The following is a 26,604-nucleotide window of genomic DNA, read 5'->3' as shown; positions in this document are numbered from 1 at the left end:
ACGTGCCGTCGACGATGGAGCGAACATGCAGGCGCGCGGGACTTTGCTTCGTCAGCACTCGCCATTCTTCACGACGCTTGAGTGTCGGCTCCTCGGCCAACTCGACGGAAGCGGCCAGTGCGGCGAACTCGCCATAACGCGATTCGCGCTGTGTCGCGGCATGCGAGAGCACACCTTGGCGAGCAACGACTTCGTTCAAAGGCACGTTCCAGCGTGTAGCGGCGGAGAGTCGCAGGCGTTCTCGCGCGCTCGCACCTGCTTGCAGCATCGTCTGCATGATGCCTGGCTGCGTGCCCCCGCCCGCGAAGGTCGACCAGATGCCCGACTTCTTGATGTAAACGTCTTCGCGTGCGTCTCGAGCGAACGGCACGGGCTCGATACGGATTTTGTGCCAATCACAATGCAGCTCTTCGGCGACGAACATCGCTGCCTGCGTGGTGTTGCCGGTGCCGGCTTCGGGTGCTGGCATTCGAATAGTGACGGAGTCATCGGCCCCGATGACGATCCACGGATTGATCTCGGGCGACGCGGCGGGCGCCTTCGCCATCGCGATCGAACGCGGCAGGACAGTGAGCGCGAAGCCGCCGGCAATGGATGCAGTCGCGACGATGAACTCGCGCCGCGACAGGTTCGGTGTCGAGGCATTCATCGCGACACCTCTTTGCTGCGCAGCTGGGCGGCCGCTTTGTGAATCGCGGTGCGGATTCGCGGGTACGTGCCGCAACGGCAGATGTTGGTGATCGCAGCGTCGATCTGCGCGTCGCTGGGATTCGCATTCTCTTTCAATAGTGCTGCCGCTGCCATGAGCATGCCTGCCTGGCAGTAGCCGCATTGCGGTACGTTGTCCGTCATCCACATCTGCTGCAGCGGATGACTCGCGTCTTGCGACAGTCCCTCGATCGTGGTGATCCGCGCATTGTCGACGGCCGCGAGCGGCAGAAGACAGGATCTCGTCGCGGAGCCGTTGAGGTGAATCGTGCAGGCTCCGCATTGTCCGATGCCGCATCCGAACTTGGTACCCGTCATGCCGAGGTGATCGCGCAACACCCAGAGCAGCGGGGTCTGCGGCTCAGCATCGACGTTCCGTAACTGGCCATTGACGTACAAGGCGGCCTTCATGGGCTGAATCGTCCTGATATTCGGAAGCTCGGAAGATCGACTCGGAAACTATCGAACCGGACAGGCATCGAAGTATCGAAATGGACGGGCAGGGTATCTTGCAAAAAAGTGGACACGCTCGGCACTCAGTCGGAGTATCGAGCTGGGCATGCATCGCGTCTTGGAAAAAACCGACATGCGTGACATACAGGCGAGGGGGCCGGTCGGCTCACGAGGGATCGAAATGCAACCGACGATGGTTCGGGACGGAATGCGGTACTGGTGCATGCGGCCCCATGCACGGTTGCAGCCGTGGGTCGTGTGCTACTACTACGTCGAGCCCGATCCGGAAGTCCCGGCAACATGGATTCTGCCGGTCGATGAGCGGCAGCTGATCCTGCCGGATGGACATTCGGAGATCGTATTCGCGCTGGCGGGCGCGTTCGAGCGCTGGCGTGTCGATGATGCCGTGGTCAGTACCACTATGAGCTCGAGCTATGTCATCGGCGGTCGCTCGCACTCGGTCAATACGCGCTCGATCAGGCGGATCAGGCTCGCCGGTATCAAGCTCCAGCCCGATGCGCTGTGGCATGTCACGCAGACGCCGCTCGGTGAATTCCGCGACGCGACGCTTGCGCTCACGGAGCTCAATCACCGGCCTCTGTTACGTCTCGAGAACGCGGTGGCCGATGCGCGGTCTGTCGCCGCGATCCGGCAGCTATTCGATGACTTTCTGCTGCACGAGTTGCGCGATTCTGTTGCTCAGGATCCACTGGTGAATGCGCTGAGACGCCACGTCGGACGCACGTGCGGATCCTTGCTGATCTCCCAATGGCTGCGCCACCATCAGATCACCGAGCGCACGCTGGAACGTCGGTTCATTGCCAGAATGGGAATCACGCCGAAGCAATATGCACGCGTGGTGCGATTCAAGCACAGCTATCTGCAGTTCATGTCCGACTCACCGCGTGGCGCCAGCAAGCGGTACCTCGAGAGCTATTACGACCAATCGCACTTCGATCGTGAGTTCACCGCTTTCTTTGGAGTGACCCCGGCTGCGATGGCATCCCGAAGCGCGATCTACAGGACGACGGTCTCGGATCATCTGCTGAGTTCCGAGGCGAAGTGACCGCGCTGCGCAAGCGGTCGGCACAGCTTGAGCCAGGTGCATCGGTGCAGCGTTACTTGATTCTGGAAATCGATGCGTGTCCCAAGAGCCGCGCCCACGACTGGCGGTGTCGGTTACCGGCTTCGTCGGGAGGGCGGCTCACCGATGTAGAATACTGCCACACGATCAGGAGCAGCTCATGGAACTAGGACTCACGGCGAAGCGCGCGCTCGTCACCGGCTCGAGCGCAGGGATCGGGTTCGCAACAGCCGTCGCGCTTGCTCGCGAAGGAGCGCATGTCATCGTGAACGGGCGCACGGCCGCGCGCGTCGAAGCGGCGCTCGCTCAATTGCGCAAGGCCGTGCCCGAAGCGCAGGCCTCAGGTATTGCCGCGGACGTGAGCGGGGCCGCTGGTTGCGCCCAGGTCATCGCCGCGCATCCCGAGATCGATGTGCTCGTCAACAACATGGGCATCTTCGAGCCGAAGCCTTTCGCGGAGATTTCCGATGCGGACTGGCTGCGTTTCTTCGAAGCGAACGTCATGAGTGGCATCCGCCTGGCGCGCCATTACGTAAACGGCATGCGTGCCCGCAACTGGGGACGCATCGTGTTTGTTTCGAGCGAGTCGGGCGTACAGATCCCGACGGAGATGATTCACTACGGCGTCACGAAGACGGCGCAGATTGCCGTCGCGCGCGGACTCGCCGAAACGCTCACCGGCACGCAGGTGACGGTGAATACCGTGCTGCCCGGTCCCACGGCATCGGAAGGCGTCGGCAACTTTGTTGCGCAACTCGCGGCGGGCCAGGGTAAGGACGCTGCGACAGTCGAGCGCGAGTTCTTCAGCACCGCACGTCCGTCTTCGATTCTGCAGCGCTTTGCCACTCCGGAAGAGGTGGCAGCGCTCATCGCCTTCGTCTGCAGTGCTCAGGCCTCCGCGACCACGGGAGCGGCTCTGCGTGTCGACGGCGGCGTGGTGCGCGCGATCCTCTAGCGTGCCGTCCAATTGGAAATGAGCGGAGCGTGGCGGCCAATGAATGAGGAGCGCAGAGCGCGGAGTGGGCGCGTGAAAGCGCGCTTGCCGGCAGCCTCTTGCACGATCAAGCCGACCGCATCTTCGGCCTCGCCATGGTCACGAAGCACAATGCAATTCCCCCGACGGAGATGCAGAGGTCCTGGCCGATGCTGACCTGTTCTTGCGAGCGTTCCCGAGTGTCGCACTCTGCTCCTGAGATTTGCGTGCTCGGCGGGATACGCCCTGACGAGACCGTCCGGCTGGCTATCACACAGCCCGCATCTGCCGCTGGCTCGATAACGAAATAGCCCCCTCGGGTATTCGGGTCGCTATCGGTCGTTCTGGCTTTTGCCGACCGCACGCGCAAGGTCGGATCCGAGTAGGATCATGGCCGTGTTCAGCGCTTCGGATACGCTTGTGGCACATAAAATTCTCATGCAATTGCGCTGGTTGGTCGTATCGCTGGCGCTTTTCACGAGTACCGCCTTTGCGGCGGGAGAGGGGAGGCAAGTCGCCATCACCATCGATGACCTGCCTCGTGGGGGCGACGCAGGACCGTACGATCTGGCAGGCGTGCGTGCGATGACGACGAAGCTGTTGCGCCCGTTTCGCGAGCAGCGCATTCCTGTCATTGGGTTCGTGAATGCCGGTCGAGCGAAGTTCGATCCCCAGGGACTTCAGGAGATATTGGATCTGTGGCTGGATGCGGGCGCGGAGCTGGGGAATCACTCCTACTCGCACGCGGACATCAACAGCGTTCCGCTGGATGTCTACACGACCGACATCGTGCGCGGCGAGACCATGATTCGCCAGGCGCTGGCGCCGCGCACCAGGACGCTCGAGTTCTATCGTCATCCATATCTGCACACGGGGCCAACACCGGAAATAAAGAAGGGACTGCAGAATTTTCTCGACCAGCGCGGCTATCGTGTGGCGCCGGTCACCCTGGATAATTCCGACTATGCATTCGCCGTGGCGTATCTTCAGCATGAACTGCGATCGCGCGTGCGACGCGAGCATGTCCCCTACATGGAATCGATAGTCGAGTTCTTCGAGCAGCGATCGGTTCTGTTGATCCACGCTAACGAGATGAATGCAGACTTGATGCCGGAGTTGCTCAGTATGTTCCGGCGTCGCGGTTATCGGTTCGTTACATTGACGGTTGCGCTGGCCGACCCGGCTTACCGGGCGCCTGAAGATTACGCGGGGCGCGCCGGATTATCCTGGATCTACCGCTGGTCGAGCACGAAAGGAATGGCCCCGAAGAATGAGCCGGATCCCGCAGAGTGGGTTATGAAGGCTTTCGAGGCCGGGCGGAGAGCCGGCGCACAGCCACCCTCACATTAAGGCTAACGAGGACACGCACCGTTTTCCGGCGATGGCGGGCAGCGGCTCGGGACACCCAGGTTCCGGTATGCCGGTGGACGCAACACAATCGGCGGCGCGATCAATGTGATCACCTCGCAACCGAAACTCAGCGGTCCTACCGAAGGCGGCGTATCGCTGCGCATCGGTGAAGATGACCGACTCGATGCACAAGGCCACATCAATACAGCGACGGGCAGCGTTGTGAACGTGACGCAGAACGGCGGGGACGCCGAGCTATACGGCTTCGAACTCGAATCCGTGCTGCGTCCGACGTCTGGTCGGACGTTCAACCTGGGCCTCGGTTACACGCACAACGAATTCGTGCGACTGGCCGGCGGTGTGGTCGGTGTCACGTATGACACGAAACTTCCGCACGTCCCCGAGTGGACGGCTTCGCTGGACGGACAGTTCGAGCTGCCGACGAGCATCGGCGACTGGATATTCCGCGCCGATGCCAGCTACCGCAGCGATCAATCCTCACGATCGCCGACCCAACGTCGCTGGAAGAAAGTTACACGCTCGTCAATGCGCGCGTCGCGTTCGAACCGTCTGCTCTGCCACTGACTACGGCAGTTTGTTCGCCACGAATACGCCCGCCTTGTGCGCAGCCTTTGTGCTCGAGGGCGGCATACTCGCCGGACACCTGGATCGGGATCGCGTGAACCCGAGCGACTTCGCCCGCGGCGAACGACCGCGCGAGCGCAACATCGCACGTGACGCCGGTGGGATTCGCGAACAGATCCGCGCTGTGCAGCCGCGGCTGCAGGAGATCGCTGCGGATTTTAGTGCGACCACGGCTCAGCTCGCGATTGCCTTCGCTCTCGCGCATCCCGCTGCTGCGACCGCGCTGATCGGCGTCACGCGACCCGAAGACCTCGAGGAGGATCTGCGCGCAGTCGACTTGCTGTCTTCGCGCTCTGCCTGGCTCCCGCTTCTGGAGAGCGTGCGCGTTCGCGGCGTCGCACATCCGCGTCTGTTCGATCCGGTCAAGCATGAGTGACATGCGGTACCTGCGATTGGGCCGCTCAGGGCCTGTCGTATCGCGGCTATGGGTCGGATCGGCGAGTTTCGCAGCTCTTACGACACAAGCATTGCGAGAGACGGAGATCGCGCGTGAGTGAATTCCGCGATCGTATCGCCGTCGTGACTGGCGGTGCTCATGGCATCGGCGCGAGCGTCGTGCGCGGACTCGCGGGCGAGGGTGCTCGCGTCCATATTCTCGATCTGGACGCGCAAGCAGCAAGCTCGCTCGCAGCGGAAGTGGATGGCGTCGCGCACTGCGTCGATGCGCGTGATGCGAGCGCGTTGCAACGCGCGTTCGTGGCGATCGATCGGGAGGAGCCTGGCATCGATGTGCTCGTCAGCAATGTCGGCGGCGGCGCCCGGCGCACGCTCGAGAACATGTCCGTTGAAGATTGGGATGAAGCGATGGCGCTGAACCTGCGTTCTGCATTTATAGCCACGCGCGAAGTCCTGCCCGGCATGCGGCGACGCGGCGGTGGATCGATTGTCAATGTGTCGTCGATCGCGGCGCACAGTGTTTCTCCCGTGTCCGGTGCCGCTTATGCGGCCGCCAAGGCCGGCCTGCTGGCGCTGACTCGTCAGACCGCCTTCGAGTGGGCTGCGCAGCGCATCCGCGCAAATGCAGTATGTCCAGGCCCGACACGTACCGCACTCACGCATAACTCGCTTCGCAGCGATGCGGACTTTCCGCTCGGCCGCTGGACCGAGGCCGGCGACGTAGCGGCAGCCATTCTGTTTCTCGCATCGTCCCGCGCCAGCATGTGCTCCGGAACAGTAATGACCGTGGACGGCGCATTCAGCCTCAGGACGTAACGCTGCGCGGTGACCGGCGGAGATAGAGCAGCGGGCCTGCGAGGACGGGCCTGCGAGGACCCACCGATCTCAAGCCCTGCACCGGGTAATTGGTCGACTCTTCGGTGCTGCGCCGGAACCGCCGCGTTGCCGCGGCAGATCAATTGCCGGTATTGACCGTCAGGATGACGGTGCCGTTCGAACGCAGAACGGTGACGATGCCACTGGAGGTGTTCACAGACAGCGTCACAGTGGTGGAGCCCATGGAGATGGGGGGACTGGTGACGATATTGCCACTGACAGTCGCGCCGGCAAGGGCACCGATCGCCGTGGCCAGTCCAGAAGCGCCGCCTGAGTTCGTTACGAGGCTGGTTACTGTGGCGGCAGCACTGACGGTGCTCGTCGTGCTGGGCGTGGTCGTAGCCCCGGAAATCTGTGCGCCCGGGCCAGGAGGATTCAGGCCGCCAGCAAAAGCTGGGCTGCACGCGAGTGATAGCGCCGCGGCTGCGGTGAGTGTGCTGGGTGTCATGGGTTCTCCTTGGGTTCGCAGGGCCGTCAAAAGCGATTGGAGTAGCCGAGGCCGAAAGAGAACGTGGAGTCGGCACGCTTCTCCTCGAGGTCGCTCCAGCCGAAGACCGTAGCAATGGGAATGGTGCGCCAGGGCACGATGGACACAGCGACGTTCGTCGTCTCACCGCCGTAGTCGACGATGGTGCTGAACTGCCGCGTCCAGGCGTATCCAACGGAGACGAACGGCGTGACCTGTTTCGGATCGTCCACCTCGCCGAGCCGGCCATCGCCGGCGCCGAGCGTGACCATCAGGCCGCCCGGATTCCGGGGGCTGTTGCGCAGCTGGAAATAATGGCTGTAGGAAACGAACTTCGTGCTGGTGGTCTTTGCCACATAGTCCTTGGCTTCACCCCACGCCAGGTCGTTCTCGGTACCGATGGACAGAGCGCCACGCTCCCCGATGTTGCGATGGACCTTGATCGCCGCCGAACCGGAGTCCCCGAATTCGTTGGTCAGGCTGATGACGTTCACGGCCACCTCGACACCCACGGCGGTGGCGGGATTGCCGATGCCGAAGCCCGCGGCGAACGAGCCATCGATATCCAGATCGCCGATGAAATCGGGCTCGACACCGTCGGCCTTGTTGCCGGAGGTGGTTGCACCATTGACGCCGAAGAAATAGTCGCCGCCACGTGCGCCGAAGCCGACTGGCGAGCCGAATGCGACACCTGGTGATACCCGTGGCTGGGTCATGATGGCCAGCAGCAGTTCGCGTATTTCCGGGGGCAGGTCGGCCACCGTGACCGCTCCCTGGTCCGCTGCGGTTGGCAGGGAGGGCTCCGCGCCCTGCGCTGCAGAGGCGAGGCCGATGAGCGAGGCGGCAATCGAAGCAGCGAGGCCGATGAGCCTCTTCGGATGACATGACATGCGGAAATTCCTCAAACGTGTGGCCGCGACCGAGGGCGACCTGGCGCGCCCCGGTGTCGCGCGAGCAGCAATGCATGGTGCTCGCAGCAGTTTAGAGCTGCCCTATGGAGCCGTGCGGGCGGATGGATTCATCTCGAATCTATCTCCCGTCGCTGATGTGCGGATGTTGCCGTAAGCGCGGGACGCAGCTGGCCGCAGGCTCGTTGGTTCGAAGCGTTCTGCCGGGCGCTACGCGATATCGATCCGGTGAGCATCCAACTCGATCCGCCGTGGTGTCGTGTCACTGCAGTGGGGTTCATCGCGAGGGCCCATGAGGACACGCATCGATCTCCAGCCATAGGACGTCCCGGCTGTCGGTGTTGCCAGCCGTCACACGCTCTGAGAATCTGGGACTCGCGACCCGCCTGACTTTTTCTGGCGGGTAGAGGAGGCGCTCGTGAATCGCCGTCAGATTCTCAGCAGTGTCGGGGCGCTACTGGCGCAGACCGCGATGTCACGAAGCATGGCTCAGTCAGAGAAGGTGGAGTGCGGGAACGGCGACGTCCTCTATGGGCGGGATACACTGCCTGGCGGCATCCGTTCCCGCCAGATCGCCACTCGCACTGGTGTGAATCTGCATATCCTCGAGGCAGGCCACCTGGGCACCGCACGACCCTGCGTGGTGCTACTGCACGGATTCCCCGAGCTTGCCTACTCCTGGAGGAACCAGCTGCTGCCTTTGGCTCACGCGGGGTTCCATGTGGTGGCTCCCGATCTGCGTGGGTACGGCAGAAGCGCTACGCGAGCGGTTGCTTACAGTGATGATCTCTTGCCGTACTCGATGCTCAACCGCGTGAGTGACGTCCTTGGGGTGGTGCGCGCACTTGGGTATGCCGAGGTTGCATCCGTCATTGGTCATGATTGGGGTGCTCCGACCGCGCAATGGTGTGCACGGCTGCGACCGGATGTTTTTCGATCTGTCGTGTCAATGAGCACACCCTTCCTGCCAGCACCCGCGTTACCACGAGGCGCAGATAGTGGTTCCCGATCCGAACCCGACATCGACAACGAACTGGCAGCGCTCAAGCGTCCACGCCAGCACTACTTCTCGGTTAACGCCACAGATCGGGCCAATGAAGATATGTGGCGAGCGCCCCAGGGAGTGCACGATCTCTTACGTGCGCTGTACTACTTCAAGAGCGCGGATTGGGAAGGCAACCAGCCGTTTCCGCTGGCATCCTGGACGGCGTCCGAGCTTGCCAGGATGCCCGAGTACTACATCATGGATTCCCACATGGGAATCGCGGCAACAATGGCTGCGCATATGCCATCGAAGGCGTACATCGATGAATGCAAATGGATGACCGAAGGGGATCTTCGTGTTTACAGCACGGAGTTTTCCCGAACCGGGTTCCAGGGTGGACTCAACTACTACAGACGGGGCAACGATCCGAGGTTCTCGACTGAGCTGAAAGCGTTCTCGGGTCGAACGATCGCCGTCCCCGCTTGCTTCATCGGGGGAGATCGTGATTGGGCGACATATCAATCTCCGGGAGCGTTCGAAGACATGGGGTCCGTGTGTACCAGGCTTCTGGGTGTGCATCTCATAGATCGCGCCGGTCATTCCCTCGCGGAAGAACGGCCGGCGCAGGTCAACGAAGTACTGCTGGAGTTTTTTCGGCGAACGATGCCTGGACGGTGATGAGACGGACGCCTCGCAGTGTCTTTACGTAATCAGGACAGATCGCTGGCAGCGGCAAAGCAGTGCAGGGCAAATCCTTGCCAAGATGGACCGGGCGTTGGACTACATCAATGCGCGTCGCGCAGACTTAGGCGCGCAGCTGAATCGTCTCGATTCCGTCATCCCAATCTGTCGACCGATGGCGAATCGCTGGCGGCGAGCCGCTCGCGCATTCAGGACACCGACTACGCCGCCGAGACTGCGAATCTCACGCGCGCGCAGATCCTGCAGCAGGCCGGCACGGCCATGGTCGCGCAAGCGAACACGTCGCCGCAGATGGTGCTGCAGCTCCTGGGTCGATGACCCTCAGCTTGCAGCGCCGGCCTCTGGGTCCGAGGTGTGCGGCAGGCCCAGAAGGTTGTTCACCGTCAATCCCTCTCCCGCTCAGGTCCGACCGCCAAGACGCGACCAGCGGCCATGCTCGAGCCAGTGCATCCGTGCGCCTTCACTAGATTCTGGAAGTCGATGCGGGTCCCGGGAGCCCAGCCGCCAGCCGCCAGCCGCTATCGACAGGTATTGCTTTGGCTCAAGGAGCCGTTGCAACACGTTTCTTCTGAGAGCAGAGGAGTAGCTCGTTGAGAGCCTCGGCTGGCGTCTTCCATCCGAGCGCCTAGCGCGGTCTGCTGTACAGAGTCAGATACCCGTGTAAAGGGCTGCTCAAATCCTCGTCCTTCGATCAGGGCGCTATCACAGATTCGGCGAGCCGCCGCAGCGGGCCACGAGCATCTCCATCGCAGCGCGCGTGGAGAACGAATTGCTGCTCGAGAGTCGGTCGCCAGGTGTCGACAGGCTCGCTGCGAAGATTCACTGCGTGCCGCCCCTGGTGATCAACGAGGGTCGACCGATCGTTGCAACCGGTAATCAGAACCTCGAGTACAAACCGAATTGAACGATGTGATTCATAGAGTCCACGGTGCGCCCGTTGACGTATTGATTGACGTAGCCGAGCTCCGCGTCCACACCTCGGCTCAAGCGATATCCCGCACCGAGCAGCAATCGGTTCTGGTCGAGCAGTTTGCCGTTGGCGTTCTGCTCATGCTGGACGTTGAAGAGCAACTCATTCTGAAGCGCGACGAACGGTCCCACGGTGAAGCTCGCCTGCGTGTCCTTGAGGGGGATGACGCCGCGGGCGAAGTGGCGTAGGCGTTGCGACAACAATCGATCGCCGCTGTTCTGGCGCTCGACGAATCGCTGCTCCAGGCCCGATAGCATCCGGTGAGATCGCAGGTTGATCCATAAGTGCCTGAGCTGCCGATCGCGAGGCTTCGTCGGTCACGGAGTCGAGCAGATTGCCGGTAATGCTCATACACATCTCCATCGTTCGAGGATCGCGCCTCGCTGACTGCAGGCCTGCAAAGACGTGCGGCACGCTAGCGCGCAGCCCCTTCGGCAAACCGGGAGACTGCGATCCGACAACAAAGACGTCCAAGGCTGAAGGATGCAGTGATAGTCTGAGTTCGTTTCGCGATCATCGGAAGCAAGGATGTTGTGACCTTTGGATTCCGATGCGCTGTATCACGTCACGCGTTCGGGTCCAGCTGCTTGTCTCACTGCGACGCGGTCGCATCCATTCTGCCGCGCTGGATCTCGACCCGCAGCGTAGTGCCCGGCGCCGCCGACTGAAGCTCGCCGATCTGCGCGCGGGTGAGTTCATGCTCGTCGCGCGCGTGCTCGCGGACGCGTACGTCATCGCCGAAGAACATAAGCAGATCATCTAGTGAGCGCTGCATGGCCATCGTCGTCCGTCTCGATGTCATGCTCGCCTTGCGCAAGGTCCGATCGAAGGAGCTGGCCGCGCACCTCGGCATTACCGAGGCGAATGTGTCATTGCTCAAGTCCGGCAAGGTGAAAGGCGTGCGCTTCGATACGCTCGAGCGCATCTGCGAATTCCTGCAATGCCAGCCCGGAGATCCTTTGGAGTACGTTCCGGAAGCCGAAGGCGCGCAGCGTGATTAGCGTGCGCGCCGAACATGGCGCTGGCACTCCAAGTTCTAACATTCTGCACACCACTGTGGATCGTGCAGCGAACCGAGAGCCTCCTTCGGTGAGGTGTCCAAACTGTCCATCGGGATGCCGTGCAGAATGTGGTGCTTGACCTAGACCGCGTTGTCGCAGCTGTCGAGTCAGTTCTGCATGTTGATCTTCTGGCCCTTGATCAGAGGGAAGCTCACGAGCTCGCGGCCGTCGAGATCTGCGTGGTGCATATCGACGCCGGTGATCTGGCTGTTCTCATAGGTCGTGTAGTAGTAGACACCCTTATCGGTGTTGCAGCACGAGGAGTAGATGGTGATCTCGAACTTGTCGCCCACCTTCACCAAGCCTCTCTGCTGAGCGACGGACCCAAGGATGTGGAAAAACTGACTGATGGATTCGGATTCTGAGTCACCGGACAGCGAGTTGCCCTTGGTGAAGGCTGCTTTCACGAAACGGGAAGCGGATGACAGATCTCCTGGCAGTCCCATGGCTCCCATTCCCCTGCTGTAAATATCCAGCTTCAGGTCGGGGAAGAAGTGGTTCTCCGGGGGCTCGATCGACAGACTCATGAAATCGTTCAGGCGGAAACGCTGGATGTCGAAGGGTGGATTGTTCGTCAGAACGCCGATCGGGTTGTCGTAAACCTTCAGCCCCTCCTTCACTGACTCGACGGTGATGGATGCGTTTCTGTCGGAGATGATCCAATGCAGTGGGGACGGGGGAAACTTGTCGCTGAACGCGATATTCACCAAGTTCAGGTCGGCCAGGGCTTGCTTCGCCTCATCCACCGTTGCACATCGGCCGAGTATCCACGGGATGAACTCGAATGATGCGATGTTCGTCTTGCTGGATGCCTCGGGCTTGTAGTCGCAGTTCTCCGGAAAGTTCAGGCCCGCCATGCTGAGCCCACGTTCATTGGTGGCGTCGTAGTAGAGGGGATATCCGTCTGCAACTGTCGCCATGCCGATGATGGCGTAGTGACTCTCCAATGAAGGCACTTTCCGCAGCTCGAAAACGTAGTTCCTCGGCGTGATGCACACTGATTCGTTGTAAGAGAATTCGAGATCGAGATTGCGACCGAAGTAATGATCCTTGGTTGTGTAATTGGCTGCGGTGCACATTGGACGATCTCCGACTTTCTAGCAATCGCGGTTCACAGTTCCTCTTGAGCCTAGGCCTCGACTAGGGCAGTCGCAAGAAGGTCATCGACGACTCTTCGCCAGCGTTTGGCGGTGTGCGGCCTCCTTCCTGGCGCATGGCACCGCGGGCTTTATCGATCATGCCGATCTCGACTCATGCGTGAGCACGTTCATCCTGGGGAAAGTAATTGCTCTTGCGCGCACCGGAGGTAAGCGAGTGGGGTCAGGTCTTGCACGGGCATATCCCAGCAAAGGCCGGTCGAGTGGTTGCAGACCTACCCAAGGCTTGCATGAAGGGAGGACACGCACCGATTTCCGGCAGGCCCAGAAGATGTACTCGCGCTGATCTGATTCGCCATTCCTGGGTGACGTTGTGCACCCGTCAGGCCATCACTCCCTGGTTCACCACCCAGACGCGACCGGCGGCCATGCTCGAACCAGTGCCTCGGCGCAGCTTCACTTGATTCTGGGAGTCGATGCGTGTCCCGGGAGCGGCGCTGCGGCCAGCAAGTGATGATGCTTTGGTCAGCGCTTCGTCCTTACGGCTCCACATCCAGCCATTGTGTCCGGCACTGACGCAACGTCGTGCCAGTGCCGTGCCAGCACACGCGGAACACATAGCGAACGTGCTGGTGGCCGGTGTCGACGACGAAGCCCCAGACCTTCTTGAAGTAGACCGTTTCATCCGGAAGCAGGTGTCCCTGGCCCGCCGGATACTTCCAGTACTTTTTGATGTCACCCAGGCCGCTTGCGGCTGCTGTACCCATGCTGGTCAGCATGATGCTGTCGATATCGACGGGTCGGCTACTGTAGTTGCGCATCTGCACACCGAATTCGCTGTGATCGAAGACCTTGGTGTCTTCGACATCGAGCGTTGATTCCGGGTTGTACTTGGGAGATCGCGGATCGAAGTACAAGTGCACGGGTTGTGCCTTGCGCTCAGGATCGTTCTCGAGCATCTCTATCGTTGCAGCGGCCTCCAGCATGTCTGCCTCACGTCCATCCTTCTTCGCGAGAAATTGCTGCCAGCGCAGTGCATACAGGTCGTATGGGTTTTCCTCGAGCGCAACTGATACCCAGCGCTGCGCGCCTGCCGTGTCACCCAGATCGCTGTATGCCTGCGCGAGTTTCCACTCGATACCGCGTCCGATCTTTTCGTAAGCAGGGATCGCCAGTTCCGGAAAGCCCAGGTACATCGTGCGATCAGCGTAGATTTCCAACACGATTGGATCGTTGGGTGCGGCTTTGCGCGCCGCTTCGTACTCGAGAAATGCTTTCGGGAATACAAAGGCATTGCGTAGCCACAGCTCTGCTCTCCAAGTGGCGGACAGCGCGTCGGGCTGGTCGCCCAGCTTGACGAGGGCTTGCTCGATGGAGAGTTTCCCCAATGAGTAAGCAGTCAGATTGTTGTAACTGCCCTCACCGAATTGGGTGAGTAGCGGCGCATATGGGGTGTTGGAATTGCGCAGGTAATAATTGCCTTCACCGTTGAAAAACAGGTTCTTCCAGGTCTCGACCAGATCGATCCGCCACAACCCCTTCTCACGATGCAGCAGGATGGGTACGAATCCCTTTACCGGTTTGTCGCTCGTCGCTACGGCGTAGTCGCCGCTGACCTGAGTACGCAACGGCATTGAAGCCTGAATGCGCCGCAACCGCTGCAGTTCTTCGAATCGTGCCAGCGGATAGTAGGTCCGCATCAGCCGCGATCCTTCGGTAAACAGCTCGAGCGTCGGATCGCCGGCCATGTCCTTGGTGGCACGCAGGAAGGCGGCGACTGACTCATCGATATCTGCTGACGGCGCGTACTGCGCGCGCTCTGCTTGCGTCAGCCGGCGTTTCAGATCGATATCCGCAGCGGTCAAGGACAATGCCGCGCGTGCGCCCGCGCCGCCGGAGGTGAATTTTGAGTATTCGAGGTAGGCGGGTCGATTCCTGAAGTCATCGCTGAGTGTCAGTTCATCCAGCGCGGCGGCGACGTAAACGTGATCGCGCAAGTAGTGAACGACGTCCATTACTGCCATTCCGGCGCTGCCGTAGGACACGTAAGGCGCGAGTTGATCGCGGGCGATGCGACCCATATGCAGATCGGTCAATGCGCCTTCGAGCGTGTATCCGACTTCGATTCGCGCACTGCGCAGTTGTGGATTGAGGATGATCAGCAGTCCGCCGGTTGGCGCCTGAGCGCCAATCTTCAGCTTTTGGAAAGTCTGATCGGCCTGTTCCTCGATCGAAGCATCCGTGTCCGTCAGCGTTACGATCCGCAGATCGATGCCGAGGTCATCGTAGAAGGCATCGGCCATGCGACCGACCCGAGGTCCGAATGGATCGAGGATCTGCGCACGATCGTCGATCCGCGGATGGGTGATTCGCTTCGCAGCGGGCGAGGCTTCATGGACAGCGTTCGCTGCCACGACTGCGGCGGGAGTCGGAGCCGATGGTTGTGGCGCTTTGCGATACTGCCATGCGGCTCCCGCCACGACGACCAGTACCAGCATCAGCAGGATTGTGCGTCGGTTCATCCCTGTTTCCCCTGTCGTTATGGATCCCTCACGCCGATGCTAAGGCAAGGATGCGGCAGCGCCCGTGCTCGTGTCACAAGCCGGTATCGGGCTTTTTTATGCCGATGCCCGAGGTTATTCGGACCGCGCAGCCCTGATCTCCGACGCTCCCGCCAATTCCTCCATGGGTGGAGTTGCGATTGTCACCGCCTTGAAATCTCCTGCTGACGTCGCCACTTGTTCACCGATAGAATTCAGGTATCGGCGCGCGGCTTCGGTGGGCGGTGCGTGTCGGCGATAAGCCCACGGCAATTGAAGGAGGTGATCCAATGGCACATTCAAACGTTGGTTCGGTCGCAACTCTGGGTGGTCTGGTTGGCGAGGTTCGTCGCTAGTCGACGATTCGCGCTGGCCGGACGGCCTCAGACGATGCGCGCAGGCTTTCGTCACGCGCGCGACCGAGGTCCCAACGGACGGACGCTCCGATGCAGTTGCCGTGCGGTTGCCTTGTCCGCATGGATTCATGCGCGAGCAGGGAATGGCGGAGTCCGCAAGGGCTCCGCCGTTTTCTTTACTGCACTCTCTGTGTCAGGCGCCGCGCGTCGCCGACCGGTGCTGGTCGCCCAGCATCATTCTTTCTTCGCCAACTTTCGCGCGCCGTTGCTGCCTCAGTACGAAGCGCTGGATTTTCCCTGACGGTGTCTTCGGCAACGCCTCCACGAAGTGGATCGTTCGCGGAAAGGCGTGAGCAGCGTAGTGGGTCTTCACCCATCGCTGAATGTCGGATTCGAGTTCGGGCGAGTCAGAAGTCGGATCCCGAAGCACGACGTACGCCTCCGTGACTTCGCCGCGAATTTCATCAGACACGGCAATGACAGCCGACTCGGCAACGGCCGGTGAGTCGCCATGGCGGACTCGCCTTCGAACGGCCCGATCCGGTAGCCCGCCATGTTGATCACGTCGTCATCGCGCGATGAAAATCTGAAGTAGCCGTCCTCGTCTACGGACCCGGCATCCGCCGTCAGGTACCAGCGTCCGTCTGCGGAAAATTTCTCGGTGCTCTTCACCGAGTGCTCGTGATAGCCACCGAACCATGCCAGGGGACTGGCGGAAAGATCCAGCGCGACCCGACCGCCTCGGCATTACGCCCGTCAATGCGCGAACCAACGGATGGTTCGCTGTCAGTGCGCAGCATCCTTCCTGCGCCGGGCCGGATTCAACGGCGCCGTTTCCGGCACCGATCGCGACTTCGTTACAGCATGTCGCCGAGCGACGATCCGAGCGTGGAGTTCGGCACCACCATGGGCACGCCGCCGCTCAACAGCATCAGTACGTAGGCGAAACGGCTCATGCGTTTGTTGCCGTCGGTGAAGGCCTGTGTGGTGACGACCGAGCCGAGCACATAGAGCGCAAGGTCATACCAGCGGGTGTCGCCGACTGCCGGCATCGCCGAGGTCGACAGATCCACGATGATGTCGTTCAGCACCTTCATGCCGCCGATGTTCGACGGATACTTCTGTTGCGAAGCCACGTTGTTCCAGCCCCGGTAAGCGGGCGCCAGCGGCACCAGTGTTGGCCAGGCAGTCGCAAGCAGGGTGGAATCCGCGCCCAGCGGGAATGAACCATCATGCTTGCTGTGTTGCAGGAGCATGCGCGTGAATGCGGTGGTATCGCCCTGAACACCGTGTGAGAGCCAGGCCAGGCCCTTGCTTTGATTGATCAGGCTGGCGGGTTTCGCTGGCACCGCGGGTGCACCGGGTTTCGGGGCACTGGGCGCTGGCGCCTGGTAGTAGTTGGCTTCCGGCTCTGCGCTTGCCTGCAGGCTCGTGTACAACAGGCCAGTACCGGCCTTGCCCTTGAGGCCGTTCGTGTAGGCCGAGCGCTGGTCCATTTTTTTCGTATCGAAGTCGAACAGACTTTCGACGGCGACGAAGAAGGTCTGCAGTCCGGCATCATCCGCGAAGCGCAATACCGTTGGATTGCCGTGATTGGCGCTGGTGCCGAATGCCCAGAACCCGCCCGCGCTCATGCTGCGCAGATTCTCGGTGTAGGCATTGTCGAGCGCCGTCGCGGCCGGCTGCAGTCCGACATAGCGACTGTATTCGCGGAAGATCGGCCGGGTCCGCATCATCACCTTGAACTGATTCCGGTCGAGCGAGACGGCACCCGTCTGCGGCGTATAGGCAGGTGGCTTCTTCTTGAATAAGGGCATGGATGAGTCGTCCAGGCTGTATTGGTTCTTGTTCGATCGCGATGGTGTGGAAAGTCCGACTGCAGTGCTGTGGACTGCGTCTCAAAGGCGTCATGACGAAAAAGTTGCCATGTCTGGGTGACCGGACGCGGGATCGCGGCGGATAACGGCGCAGCCCGCGCGCGGGAACGACACGACAGCTGCATTACCGCGGTGATACGTTCGTGCAGACAGACATGCAGAATGAATTCGTCTCGCCGCAGGCATGCGGGCTATCTGAATCAACGGGATGGAGCTCTGACCAAAGGAAACTCCGTGGGGCCGCGTTCGCCCCGCGGGATTCCGTTGGTCACCGAAGTGACGGATCAATTCAGAGATGTCATAAGCGCAATCGGGCTCAGGAACGAAGCGGGATAGCAGCAGAGCTTCCGCCCCGCTGCCTCTTTTCGTTCGGCCTCGCCAGTGCATACTCACGTTCGGCGAGCGTTGTACCGATGAACTCGCGCAAGGTCGGCCCGAGGCGCCGTGGCCGCGACTCGAAGAGAAACCCCATCACCCCGCGTTTGGAAAATCATCCTGCAGGGCGCATGACGCGCGTCACTTCGTGGCAGTCGATCGCTGACGGACGCCAATGAGAGCAATCAACGGCAACCGCCGTCACACACTGCGCTGTAAGGCACCCAAGCGTAAGCGCTGCAGTTCTGGCGGTAGGAGGGCGGGCACGAAACTGTGTGCGCTCCTCCAGACAATGCGACGCCCAGATGCGCCGTTCATCGCAAACAGTCTTCACATCATGTGAGCGAGACACTTCCGCGGTGGCTGAGTCTCACTCAAGATGTCACGCGATGATGCTAGGGTGGCGCAATTCCAGCACCGGCCCATTCACCCTGATGCGATAGACCGAGCCTTGTTTCACTCGCTGACGTTCCTCAGACAATCGCTGGGTTCATCTAAACGAATCGTCGGGTTGCTGTTGCTGGTTGCTGGGATCGCGGTGATCGGCTGGCGCTTTACGGTTCCGGAAATTTCGCCGCCTGTTCCCTCGGCGTCGTCGCCGCCGGCGCAATGGGTCGACGAATCCGCCTGCGAAGGTTGCCACGCGGATCAGTACCGCGACTGGCGAGGTTCACACCACCAGCTGGCCATGCAGCCAGCGACCCACGCCACGGTACGCGGCGACTTCAATCAGCGCTCGCTGAATTCCGATGTGGAGATCAGCCGTTTTTTTCGCGAGCCCGACGGCTTTCGCATCACCACGCCGGATGATGAAGGCAAGGCTGCCGACTACCGTGTCGCGTATACGGTGGGTGTCGAACCTCTGCAGCAGTACCTGTTGGCGATGAAGGACGGTCGTTTGCAGGTGCATGGCGCGGCCTGGGATGTTCCTTTGCAGCGCTGGTTTCATCTCTACGACGGCAAAGGCGTGGATCACCGCCATCCGTTGCACTGGACCGGGACGCAGCAGAACGCTGATTTCATGTGCATCGAGTGCCACACCACCGGCTTCCAGCGGGGCTTCGATCCGGTTGCAGCCACGACCGAAAGCCGCTGGCAGGCACTGGGTGTGGGTTGTCAGAGCTGCCATGGTCCGGCGTTCGGCCACGTCGAATGGGCCGCAGCGAAGGCGCCCGCAGCCAGCGCTTCGAAGGGTTTCGAGCGCAGCCTGGCGACGGTCGGTCAATCGGAAGAACCCGAGATCTGCGCACGTTGTCACAGCCGGCGTTCGCCCTTGGGCAACGGTTACACGCATACCAACGCGCTGCTGGACGATTACCTGCCGGCGATCCTCACCGCGGAGTTGTACGAGGTCGACGGCAAGATCAAGGACGAGGTATTCGAGTACGGCTCCTTCCAGCAAAGCCGTATGCACGCCGCCGGCGTGGTCTGCTCCGATTGCCACAATCCCCACAGCGCCCGGCCGCGCGCAGCGGGCAACGCGCTTTGCACCACGTGTCACAACGCAGCGAAGTCGGTCAGGCCCGGCATCGACGGCTCGGCGTTGCAAGGCGGGAACTACGACGACTCGTCCCACCATCACCACGCCGGAGGTTCGCCGGGCGCTCAATGTGTCAGTTGCCACATGCCGGGCAAGCACTACATGGGCAACGACCTGCGTCGCGACCACAGCTTCACTTCGCCCGATCCCGCTCAGGCTCTGGCGCTTTCCCATCCGGACGCCTGTCTGGACTGCCACCGCGAAGATGCGCAGGCGAAGGTGCTCGTGGGATTTCAGCAGTGGTATCCCGACGCCGTGGCGCGCGATGGCGGTTACGCCCGCGATTTGTTCGCGGCGCGCCACGGACAAGCGGGCGCCGCCGACGCGCTGTTCCGTCAGCTGGCGCGCAGCGACCTGCCTGATATCCGGCGGGCAACGTTGCTGAGTGAGTTGCCGAACTACCCGTCGACCGCGGCTCAGCGACAGGCCGTCGAGGCGCTGACCGCCAAGTCTGCGTTGGTGCGTCACACCGCCGTGGACGTGACTGCATCGCTGTTGACGCCGGCTCAGCAGGCGGCGGCGCTTGCGCGTCTGCGACAAGACCCGGTGCGCGCAGTGCGCCTGGCCGCCACCTGGCAGCTGATGCAATTGCCATCCGGGATTCATCCGGCTGCGATCGACCGGGTGCGTTTGATCCAGGAGTATGAGAACGCACAGAACGCCATGCTCGAACGGGCCGAATCCCACTACAACCTTGCTGGCGTCTATCAGTTGACCGGGCGTGAAGCAGAGGTTCTGCCGGCGCTGCAGCGGGCGCAGGCCATGGACCCGACGTTCTTCCCGGCGCTCATCATGCTCGCGCAGGTGCAGGAGCAGACGAACGAGCCGCAGGCGGCGCTGCGGCTGCTTCAGGAAACCATCGAACGCCATCCGCAAGACGCATCGCTTCGGCATGCCCTCGGTTTGATGCAGGTGCGGCAGGGCGAGCATGAGCAGGCGCTGCAGTCTTTGCGCAAGGCCAGCCTGCTGGCGCCGGAGCGACCCACCTACGGCTACGTTCTGGCGGTGGCGCTGCATGACGCCGGACAGAAGCGGCCAGCCCTCGACTTGCTCGAAACTCTGTTGAAGCAGCATCCGTCCGACCGGAGGCTGCGCCTGGCGCTGGTCAGCTATCTACGCAATGCCGGCGATGACTCTCGCGCAGAGGCATTGATCGCGGAACTCGCAGCCCAGAACCCTTGGGATCCTCTGCTGCAACAAATTAAAACCCGTCACTAACGAACCCGCATCGAAGACATCACACAGAAACACCCATGAATATCGTCAATTGGAAGAAGAAGAAACCGTGAAGCTCGTATCCCTGCTCCCCAGATCCCTGATCGTGTGCGCCTCACTGGCCGCCCTCTCGGCGTGTGATTCAGGTTCATCCTGGACCGCTCCGCCGCCAGTGAGTGAACCATCCACCCCGAACATCCTGTTCGTCATCATGGATGACGTGGGCGTGGATCAGATTCCCGCGATGGGATACGGCGGCCTCGTGGCGCCCGAGATGCCCAGCATCGAGGCCATCGCCGATGGCGGCCTCCGCTTTCGCAATACGTGGTCCATGCCCGAGTGCTCTCCGGGTCGATCAGCGCTGATGACCGGGCGTTATCCGATGCGCAACAACATCAACCAGGCGATCGGTCCCAACGACCTGGCCAATTCACAGATCGATCCGTGGGAAATGACCGTCCCCAAACTTCTGACCGCCGCCGGCTATGCCAACGCCATGTTCGGCAAATTTCATCTGGCCGGGCCGGAGCACAACGAGGCCGGCAACGGCACACCGGCCACGCTGGGCTGGGATCACTTTTTCGGCTGGACCGGCGGCTTGCCTGGCTCCATCGACACCACTGCGGGTGGCGTGGCGCCAGCGGGCACCTACTCCTGCGGCTTCGTGCCTGACGAAACCCGTGCCAATGGCGCCTATTCCGGCGCCTGCTACGTAGCGACTGCTCATGGTGCGAGCTGCACGGTCATCGCCGGCGCGAACGCTGCGGGCGACTCCGCCGGACTGCAGTGCCTGACGCGGGGCGGTGTTCTGAACCCGGGTGCAGTCTGCGAGGCTTCACCGCCGCCGGGTCTGATCTTCAATCGGGAGAACGCGCATTACGTCTCGCCGCTGGTTGTGAATCGGAACGGCGCGGTGGAAGAAGCGGACCTCCGCGATGCACGAGGTCGGGGCTATCGCTCGACCATCGAAGTGAACGCCGCCATCGACTGGATCAAGGGCCGGTCCGCCTCGAACACGCCCTGGATGGCCACGGTGAGTTTCAGTTCGGCCCACACGCCGCTGCAACATCCACCGGGGAGCCTCGTGCCCTCTGGGGCCAACAGCCGGCTGAGCGACGACTGCAAGGATCCGGTCAACCAACGTCTGCTGTCGGACGCGATGATCGAAGCCATGGACACCGAACTGGGTCGCCTGCTGGTGGAAACCGGCATCGCCACGCGAGCCGTCGACGGCAGCCTCATCTACGACCCATCCGCTTCCGACACGATGGTGGTCGTGGTCGGTGACAACGGTTCCTTCGGCCCCCTGGTCAAGCTGCCGTTCGATGCGGGCCGCGCCAAGGGCACCGCCTACCAGAGCGGAGTCTGGGTACCGCTGATCGTTGCCGGCCCGCTGGTCACCAGCCCCGATCGCAATGTCGAACACATGGTCAATGCCACCGACGTGTTCCGGCTGTTCGGCGAGATCGCCGGGATCGACGTGACCCAGGCAGTACCGCGCGGCGTGGACGCGGAACAAATGATGCCGTACCTCACCAACCCGGCGCAGGCGAGCATCCGCGATATCAACTTCACGCAGGGCGGCCTGAACATTCAGGCCAACGGTGGTCGCAACGGCCCCTGCGTGTTCTACGGCAACTCCTGTTCCCACACTCCGGTGAGCAAGGGCGTCTGCGAAGACAATGGTGGCGCGTGGTGGGGCGTCGGCGCCGACGACCCGTCGGTCCTGAAGCCGGGCCTGCAGCAGTGCTGGCAAGTGAACCAGGCCATCTACGCCAACGACAGCGCGAACTACGACACCAACCGGATCACGATGGGAGCGACCCACTATCAGGCTGTGCGCAACGATGAGTACAAGCTGGTCGTCAACAGGGCGCTGGACTATCACATCGCCACCGACAGCGGCGTGGAAGTGGTGACCGAGGAGATCTACCGCATCGACCAGGACAGGACCGCGCCGCGGCTCGACCGCGAAGGCGAGAATCTCCTGGCGGGCGTCCTCACCACCGTCGAGCAAGCCAACTACGACGCCTTGAAGACTCAGCTGAATGGTCTTCTCGCCTCGCAGATTGCCTGCCCCGGCGATGGCGACGGCAATGGCGTGGTCGACGCGAAGGACGTGACCAACTACACCGCGATCAATGGCTCGTGGGGATTGTCGAGCGCCTACGACTTCAACTTCGACGGCGTGACCGACGCGCAGGATCTGCAGATCATCAATGACAACATAGGAGCGTGCCCGCAGTAAGGGACGCATCATCGGTGCCGGGCGGGAAGCGGAAAAGCTTCAGAAGCTGCGAGAGGCTTTACGTTTTTCGTTTTCCCGGCCTGGCATTGCGAGTCACGCACGTCGCTGAGTGTCGACCTCTTCGCTTTCGAGTCCGGCGCTGGTGTTCAGCGACGCGAACTGGTGGCGCGTCCGACAACGGCTTTATCTTCGGATCAGATTGGTAGCTGCCGGGATCGACATCTCTGGCGCGACACCCTATCGTCGCGCATTCGAAACAGACATCCTCCAGGATGCATTCGAGTCGTTGCGATAGCTGAGTTCTGATGGCCAATACCAATCTCTCCTCCTTCATCTGGTCCGTCGCCGATCTTCTGCGCGGTGACTACAAACAATCGGACTACGGCAAGGTCATCCTGCCGTTCACGGTGCTGCGTCGGCTAGATTGCGTGCTGGAGCCCACCAAGGCAGCGGTGCTGGCAGAGAAAGAGAAGCGCGAGAAGGCGGGGGTGAATCCGGAGCCGTTCCTGCTCAAGAAGACCGGCACGTTCTTCTACAACACCTCGCCGCTGGATCTGAAGACGCTGATGGGCGATCAGGACCACATCGCGGAGAACCTGCGCAAGTACATGGAGGGCTTCTCGCCAGCGGTGCGGGATATCTTCGAGCGGTTTGAATTTCACACGCAGATCGACCGGCTGGACAAGGCGCGGCTGCTGTACCTGGTCACAGAGAAATTCACGAACGTCGATCTACACCCGAAGGTAGTGAGCAATGCCGAAATGGGGCAGGTGTTCGAGGAACTGATCCGGCGCTTCGCGGAACTCTCGAACGAAACGGCGGGTGAGCACTTCACGCCGCGTGAAGTCATCCGGCTGATGGTGAATCTGCTGTTCGTCGAGGATGGCGATGTACTGAGCAAGCCCGGCGTGGTGCGCACGATTTATGACCCGACAGCGGGCACGGGCGGCATGCTCAGTGTTGCAGACGAGCATCTCAAGGAGCACAACCCCCAAGCCAGCCTCGTCATGCACGGGCAGGAGCTGAACCCCGAGTCCTACGCCATCTGCAAAGCCGACATGCTCATCAAGGAGCAGGACATCGGCAACATCGTGTTCGGCAACACGCTCTCCGCCGACGGGCTGTTCGGCAAGCGCTTCGACTACATGCTCTCCAACCCGCCGTTCGGCGTGGAATGGAAAAAGATCGAGAAGGAGATCCGCAAGGAAGCCGAGGACAAAGGGTTCGATGGCCGCTTCGGTCCGGGCCTGCCACGCGTAAGCGACGGGTCGCTGCTGTTCCTGCTGCACCTGATTTCCAAGATGCGCGCCGCGAAGGACGGCGGCAGCCGCTTCGGCATCGTGCTCAATGGCTCGCCGCTATTCACCGGCGGTGCCGGTTCGGGCGAAAGCGAGATCCGTCGCTACGTGCTGGAGAACGATCTGGTCGAAGCCATCATCGGCCTGCCGACCGACATGTTCTACAACACCGGCATCAGCACTTATGTCTGGATCGTCAGCAACCGCAAGCCCGCCGCGCGCAAGGGCAAGCTGCAGCTCATCGACGCCAGCGCCTTCTGGCAGAAGATGCGCAAGAGCCTTGGCAGCAAGCGCAAGGAACTGAGCCCGGCACACATCGAGGACATCACTCGGCTGTTCGGAAATTTCGTAGAAGAAACGCGTGACGGAGTACCGATCAGCCGCATCTTCCGGAACGAAGACTTCGGCTATCGCACTATCACTGTCGAGCGACCGCAGAGAGATGAGCACGGCAACGTTCTGCTCGGCGCGAAAGGGAAGGGCAAGGGCAAGCCCGTGCCCGATGCCAACCTGCGCGACACGGAGAACGTGCCGCTGAACGAAGATGTCAAAACCTACTTCAAGCGCGAAGTGTTGCCGCATGCGCCGGATGCGTGGATCGATCACGAGAAGACGAAAGTCGGGTATGAGATTCCGTTCAACCGGCACTTCTATGTGTTCAAGCCGCCGCGGCCGTTGAGCGAGATTGATGCGGAGTTGAAGGGGGTGACGGATCGCATCCTCACCATGATCGGGGAACTCTCGAAGTGATCCGCATCGTGTTCTCGTTTTCTGTTCGCACTTCCGCTGCTGGCTCTTCCTCCGTTCGCCCTGAGCCTGTCGAAGGGTTCTTCATTCCAGGATGCGCTTCCATGGACGAACCATTCTCTGCGGTCACACGCTCAGCGCGAACGAAAGGGGAGTGCGCATGAGCTTTCCGCGGTATCCGAAGTACAAGGACAGCGGGGTGGAGTGGCTGGGAGAGGTGCCGGAGCATTGGCAAATCGCTCCTATTAAGTATCTGGTTCAGATCAGAAGCGGCGGAACTCCTAGCAAGGAGAATCTGAGCTATTGGAATGGTGATGTACCGTGGGCGTCATCCAAGGATCTAAAGGCAGAGGTGCTATCAGATACGCAGGATCACATCTCGCAGCGCGCGGTGGATGAAGGTGTAGCGGAGTTAACACGTCGAGGCAGTGTGCTGATTGTTGTGCGAGGGATGATTTTGGGTCACACCTTTCCTGTGGTGAAAGCTGGCGTGCCGATGGCCATCAATCAAGATCTTAAAGCATTGACGCCGCACGCAGGGCTAAATGAGTCCTTCCTCGCGTGGATGCTCAGAGGTTCTGCCCACGAGTCACTTGCAAGAACAGATGAAGCGGCGCATGGAACGAAGGTCATACGAATGGACGCATGGACTTCGATGGAAATCCCTACGCCACCAAAGGGTGAGCAATTAGCCATCGCCTCCTTCCTCGACCGCGAAACCTCCAAGATCGACGCGCTGGTGTTAGAGCAACGGCGCCTGATGGATCTGCTGAAAGAAAAGCGCCAAGCCGTCATCTCCCACGCGGTAACGAAAGGCCTGAACCCTCACGCCCCCATGAAGGATTCCGAGATCGAATGGCTCGGCGAGGTGCCGTCGCATTGGGTAGCTAGACGACTGTCTACGATCTGCGAGTTCGAGTCTGGAAGAGCTCACGAGCCCTATATCGATGACGAGGGAGAGTTCATTTGTGTGAACTCGCGCTTCGTTTCGACGGAAGGTCAATCGCGGAAGTTCTGCACAAGGAACCTGAGTCCGGCTCAGAGAAATGACATCCTTATGGTGATGAGTGATCTTCCTAACGGCAGAGCGCTCGCCAAGGCCTTTCTAGTGCAGGACGATGTGCGCTACGCAGTCAATCAGCGTGTTTGCATCTTGCGGCCAATAAGTGGAAAGCCGAGGTTCCTGTACTACCTGTTGGATCGCAATCCGCTCTTCTTGGTACACGATGACGGTGTAAATCAGACTCATCTTCCAAACGACGTGTTTACTAAATTTCCAATATTCGAACCACCCGCTGGAGAGCAGGGAGGCAATTGGCGAGTACTTGGATGTTCAAATTTCTCTATTCGACGATCTGTCGCGCGAGGCCCAACGCGCCATCGACCTCCTCCTCGAACGCCGCACCGCCCTGATCTCCGCCGCAGTCACCGGCCAAATCGACGTGCGCGACCTTGCGGGAGAATCGGCGGCCGCTTGATTTCTTGTCTGCGCGGGCTTCAAAACGCCGGCCGTCTGGCGCACTTCGTTCTCAAACAAGCGACGATCGTTCTCAATATGAGAGCAGTCCGTCGCAAGCCAGGCATCGGGCGGATCATTCATAGGGAGGGTGATCATCAACCAACCGATGCCGTTCCTCTGCCACGGTTCGTCGGCGTGATGCTTCCTCTCGCTCGTCCCCGCCAGCCTTTCTTTTAGACACCCCTAACCTTTCATTTGGCCGGCCCCAGGGTTAC

The 26,604-nt window shown here is 61.1% G+C and carries 21 protein-coding genes and 2 pseudogenes; 13 read left to right on the top strand and 10 right to left on the bottom strand.

From position 1 onward, the window contains the following. Nucleotides 1-649, bottom strand: a 649-nt coding sequence (locus VIZ63_RS08700; RefSeq protein WP_331609172.1) for a molybdopterin cofactor-binding domain-containing protein, incomplete at its 3' end; no start/stop codon positions are given. Then, nucleotides 646-1,119 carry a (2Fe-2S)-binding protein gene (locus tag VIZ63_RS08695; protein ID WP_331609171.1) on the bottom strand — a complete coding sequence of 158 codons (474 nt, stop codon included), beginning with the start codon at nt 1,117-1,119 and terminating at the stop codon, nt 646-648. The genes VIZ63_RS08700 and VIZ63_RS08695, both read right to left, overlap by 4 nt. Before the next feature lie 265 nt (nt 1,120-1,384). Here VIZ63_RS08695 and VIZ63_RS08690 point away from each other — a divergent pair, with 265 nt between their 5' ends. From VIZ63_RS08690 to VIZ63_RS08665, 6 genes are all read left to right on the top strand, one after another. Next, nucleotides 1,385-2,227 carry a helix-turn-helix domain-containing protein gene (locus VIZ63_RS08690; protein ID WP_331609170.1) on the top strand — a complete coding sequence of 281 codons (843 nt, stop codon included), beginning with the start codon at nt 1,385-1,387 and terminating at the stop codon, nt 2,225-2,227. A gap of 178 nt (nt 2,228-2,405) precedes the next feature. After that, a complete protein-coding gene (locus tag VIZ63_RS08685) occupies nt 2,406-3,200 on the top strand; it encodes an SDR family NAD(P)-dependent oxidoreductase (RefSeq protein ID WP_331609168.1) in 795 nt (264 codons plus the stop codon). Between the two features lie 438 nt (nt 3,201-3,638). After that, nucleotides 3,639-4,568, top strand: a complete 930-nt coding sequence (locus VIZ63_RS08680; RefSeq protein ID WP_331609167.1) for a polysaccharide deacetylase family protein — start codon at nt 3,639-3,641, stop codon at nt 4,566-4,568. A gap of 105 nt (nt 4,569-4,673) precedes the next feature. Then, entirely contained in the window at nt 4,674-5,153 is a 480-nt protein-coding gene (locus VIZ63_RS08675; RefSeq protein WP_331609166.1) for a TonB-dependent receptor domain-containing protein, read from the top strand. A 34-nt stretch (nt 5,154-5,187) separates the two neighbouring features. Next, nucleotides 5,188-5,589 (top strand): aldo/keto reductase, encoded by a 402-nt coding sequence (locus VIZ63_RS08670; RefSeq protein WP_331609165.1) that lies wholly within the window; start codon nt 5,188-5,190, stop codon nt 5,587-5,589. Nucleotides 5,590-5,702: 113 nt separating this feature from the next. Continuing rightward, nucleotides 5,703-6,425 (top strand): SDR family oxidoreductase, encoded by a 723-nt coding sequence (locus tag VIZ63_RS08665; protein ID WP_331609164.1) that lies wholly within the window; start codon nt 5,703-5,705, stop codon nt 6,423-6,425. A 139-nt stretch (nt 6,426-6,564) separates the two neighbouring features. On the opposite strand, the gene VIZ63_RS08660 is transcribed toward VIZ63_RS08665, so the two are convergent. Then, nucleotides 6,565-6,933: a hypothetical protein gene (locus tag VIZ63_RS08660; RefSeq protein ID WP_331609163.1), complete on the bottom strand. Its 369-nt coding sequence runs from the start codon at nt 6,931-6,933 to the stop codon at nt 6,565-6,567. Nucleotides 6,934-6,959: 26 nt separating this feature from the next. Continuing rightward, nucleotides 6,960-7,841 carry a hypothetical protein gene (locus VIZ63_RS08655; protein WP_331609162.1) on the bottom strand — a complete coding sequence of 294 codons (882 nt, stop codon included), beginning with the start codon at nt 7,839-7,841 and terminating at the stop codon, nt 6,960-6,962. A gap of 490 nt (nt 7,842-8,331) precedes the next feature. Here VIZ63_RS08655 and VIZ63_RS08650 point away from each other — a divergent pair, with 490 nt between their 5' ends. Together VIZ63_RS08650 and VIZ63_RS08645 are read left to right on the top strand one after the other, a co-directional pair. Continuing rightward, nucleotides 8,332-9,522 (top strand): alpha/beta hydrolase, encoded by a 1,191-nt coding sequence (locus VIZ63_RS08650; RefSeq protein WP_331609173.1) that lies wholly within the window; start codon nt 8,332-8,334, stop codon nt 9,520-9,522. A 58-nt stretch (nt 9,523-9,580) separates the two neighbouring features. After that, nucleotides 9,581-9,864, top strand: a pseudogene (locus VIZ63_RS08645) (flagellin); the annotation flags it as partial. 558 nt (nt 9,865-10,422) lie between these two features. Here VIZ63_RS08645 and VIZ63_RS08640 read toward each other — a convergent pair. Then, entirely contained in the window at nt 10,423-10,773 is a 351-nt protein-coding gene (locus tag VIZ63_RS08640) for a DUF2490 domain-containing protein (protein WP_331609160.1), read from the bottom strand. A gap of 335 nt (nt 10,774-11,108) precedes the next feature. Continuing rightward, on the bottom strand, nt 11,109-11,297 hold the full coding sequence (locus tag VIZ63_RS08635) for a hypothetical protein (RefSeq protein WP_331609159.1): 189 nt from the start codon (nt 11,295-11,297) through the stop codon (nt 11,109-11,111). On the opposite strand from VIZ63_RS08635, the gene VIZ63_RS08630 reads away from it, so the two are divergent. Then, on the top strand, nt 11,290-11,517 hold the full coding sequence (locus tag VIZ63_RS08630; protein WP_331609158.1) for a helix-turn-helix transcriptional regulator: 228 nt from the start codon (nt 11,290-11,292) through the stop codon (nt 11,515-11,517). The two genes, VIZ63_RS08635 and VIZ63_RS08630, sit on opposite strands and share 8 nt — an antisense overlap. A gap of 167 nt (nt 11,518-11,684) precedes the next feature. Here the strand turns inward: VIZ63_RS08630 and bsh are convergent, their stop codons facing one another. From bsh to VIZ63_RS08610, 4 genes and pseudogenes are all read right to left on the bottom strand, one after another. Continuing rightward, on the bottom strand, nt 11,685-12,656 hold the full coding sequence (bsh, locus tag VIZ63_RS08625) for a choloylglycine hydrolase (protein ID WP_331609157.1): 972 nt from the start codon (nt 12,654-12,656) through the stop codon (nt 11,685-11,687). A gap of 557 nt (nt 12,657-13,213) precedes the next feature. Next, nucleotides 13,214-15,196 (bottom strand): TPM domain-containing protein, encoded by a 1,983-nt coding sequence (locus VIZ63_RS08620; protein WP_331609156.1) that lies wholly within the window; start codon nt 15,194-15,196, stop codon nt 13,214-13,216. A 567-nt stretch (nt 15,197-15,763) separates the two neighbouring features. Next, nucleotides 15,764-16,308, bottom strand: a pseudogene (locus VIZ63_RS25385) (AMP-binding enzyme); the annotation flags it as partial. A gap of 119 nt (nt 16,309-16,427) precedes the next feature. Next, nucleotides 16,428-17,387: a hypothetical protein gene (locus VIZ63_RS08610; RefSeq protein ID WP_331609155.1), complete on the bottom strand. Its 960-nt coding sequence runs from the start codon at nt 17,385-17,387 to the stop codon at nt 16,428-16,430. Between the two features lie 946 nt (nt 17,388-18,333). Here VIZ63_RS08610 and VIZ63_RS08605 point away from each other — a divergent pair. The 4 genes from VIZ63_RS08605 (at nt 18,334) to VIZ63_RS08590 (ending at nt 26,566) form a co-directional block, all read left to right on the top strand. Continuing rightward, nucleotides 18,334-20,580 carry a tetratricopeptide repeat protein gene (locus VIZ63_RS08605; protein WP_331609154.1) on the top strand — a complete coding sequence of 749 codons (2,247 nt, stop codon included), beginning with the start codon at nt 18,334-18,336 and terminating at the stop codon, nt 20,578-20,580. Between the two features lie 169 nt (nt 20,581-20,749). Beyond that, complete coding sequence (locus VIZ63_RS08600; protein ID WP_331609153.1) at nt 20,750-22,825, top strand: sulfatase-like hydrolase/transferase; 2,076 nt, start codon at nt 20,750-20,752, stop codon at nt 22,823-22,825. Nucleotides 22,826-23,130: 305 nt separating this feature from the next. Continuing rightward, nucleotides 23,131-24,873 (top strand): class I SAM-dependent DNA methyltransferase, encoded by a 1,743-nt coding sequence (locus VIZ63_RS08595; protein ID WP_331609152.1) that lies wholly within the window; start codon nt 23,131-23,133, stop codon nt 24,871-24,873. A gap of 157 nt (nt 24,874-25,030) precedes the next feature. Further along, complete coding sequence (locus tag VIZ63_RS08590; RefSeq protein ID WP_331609151.1) at nt 25,031-26,566, top strand: restriction endonuclease subunit S; 1,536 nt, start codon at nt 25,031-25,033, stop codon at nt 26,564-26,566. The last annotated feature ends 38 nt before the right edge of the window (nt 26,567-26,604 follow it).

The sequence above is a fragment of the Povalibacter sp. genome (genome assembly GCF_036520495.1).
In the GTDB taxonomy this organism is placed as follows: domain Bacteria; phylum Pseudomonadota; class Gammaproteobacteria; order Steroidobacterales; family Steroidobacteraceae; genus Steroidobacter.
The sequence above is the reverse complement of the archived record's forward strand: the minus strand, read 5'-3'. Positions and strand labels throughout refer to the sequence as shown.

Excerpts from the sequence above, each read along its gene's own strand:
- VIZ63_RS08690 (WP_331609170.1), top strand. The coding sequence starts at position 1,385 with ATGCGGCCCCATGCACGGTTGCAGCCGTGGGTCGTGTGCTACTACTAC.
- VIZ63_RS08655 (WP_331609162.1), bottom strand. The coding sequence starts at position 7,841 with ATGTCATGTCATCCGAAGAGGCTCATCGGCCTCGCTGCTTCGATTGCC.
- VIZ63_RS08695 (WP_331609171.1), bottom strand. The coding sequence starts at position 1,119 with ATGAAGGCCGCCTTGTACGTCAATGGCCAGTTACGGAACGTCGATGCT.
- VIZ63_RS08620 (WP_331609156.1), bottom strand. The coding sequence starts at position 15,196 with ATGAACCGACGCACAATCCTGCTGATGCTGGTACTGGTCGTCGTGGCG.
- VIZ63_RS08595 (WP_331609152.1), top strand. The coding sequence starts at position 23,131 with ATGGCCAATACCAATCTCTCCTCCTTCATCTGGTCCGTCGCCGATCTT.
- VIZ63_RS08640 (WP_331609160.1), bottom strand. The coding sequence starts at position 10,773 with ATGCTATCGGGCCTGGAGCAGCGATTCGTCGAGCGCCAGAACAGCGGC.
- VIZ63_RS08660 (WP_331609163.1), bottom strand. The coding sequence starts at position 6,933 with ATGACACCCAGCACACTCACCGCAGCCGCGGCGCTATCACTCGCGTGC.
- VIZ63_RS08685 (WP_331609168.1), top strand. The coding sequence starts at position 2,406 with ATGGAACTAGGACTCACGGCGAAGCGCGCGCTCGTCACCGGCTCGAGC.
- VIZ63_RS08630 (WP_331609158.1), top strand. The coding sequence starts at position 11,290 with ATGGCCATCGTCGTCCGTCTCGATGTCATGCTCGCCTTGCGCAAGGTC.
- VIZ63_RS08650 (WP_331609173.1), top strand. The coding sequence starts at position 8,332 with ATGTCACGAAGCATGGCTCAGTCAGAGAAGGTGGAGTGCGGGAACGGC.
- bsh (WP_331609157.1), bottom strand. The coding sequence starts at position 12,656 with ATGTGCACCGCAGCCAATTACACAACCAAGGATCATTACTTCGGTCGC.
- VIZ63_RS08635 (WP_331609159.1), bottom strand. The coding sequence starts at position 11,297 with ATGGCCATGCAGCGCTCACTAGATGATCTGCTTATGTTCTTCGGCGAT.
- VIZ63_RS08610 (WP_331609155.1), bottom strand. The coding sequence starts at position 17,387 with ATGCCCTTATTCAAGAAGAAGCCACCTGCCTATACGCCGCAGACGGGT.
- VIZ63_RS08590 (WP_331609151.1), top strand. The coding sequence starts at position 25,031 with ATGAGCTTTCCGCGGTATCCGAAGTACAAGGACAGCGGGGTGGAGTGG.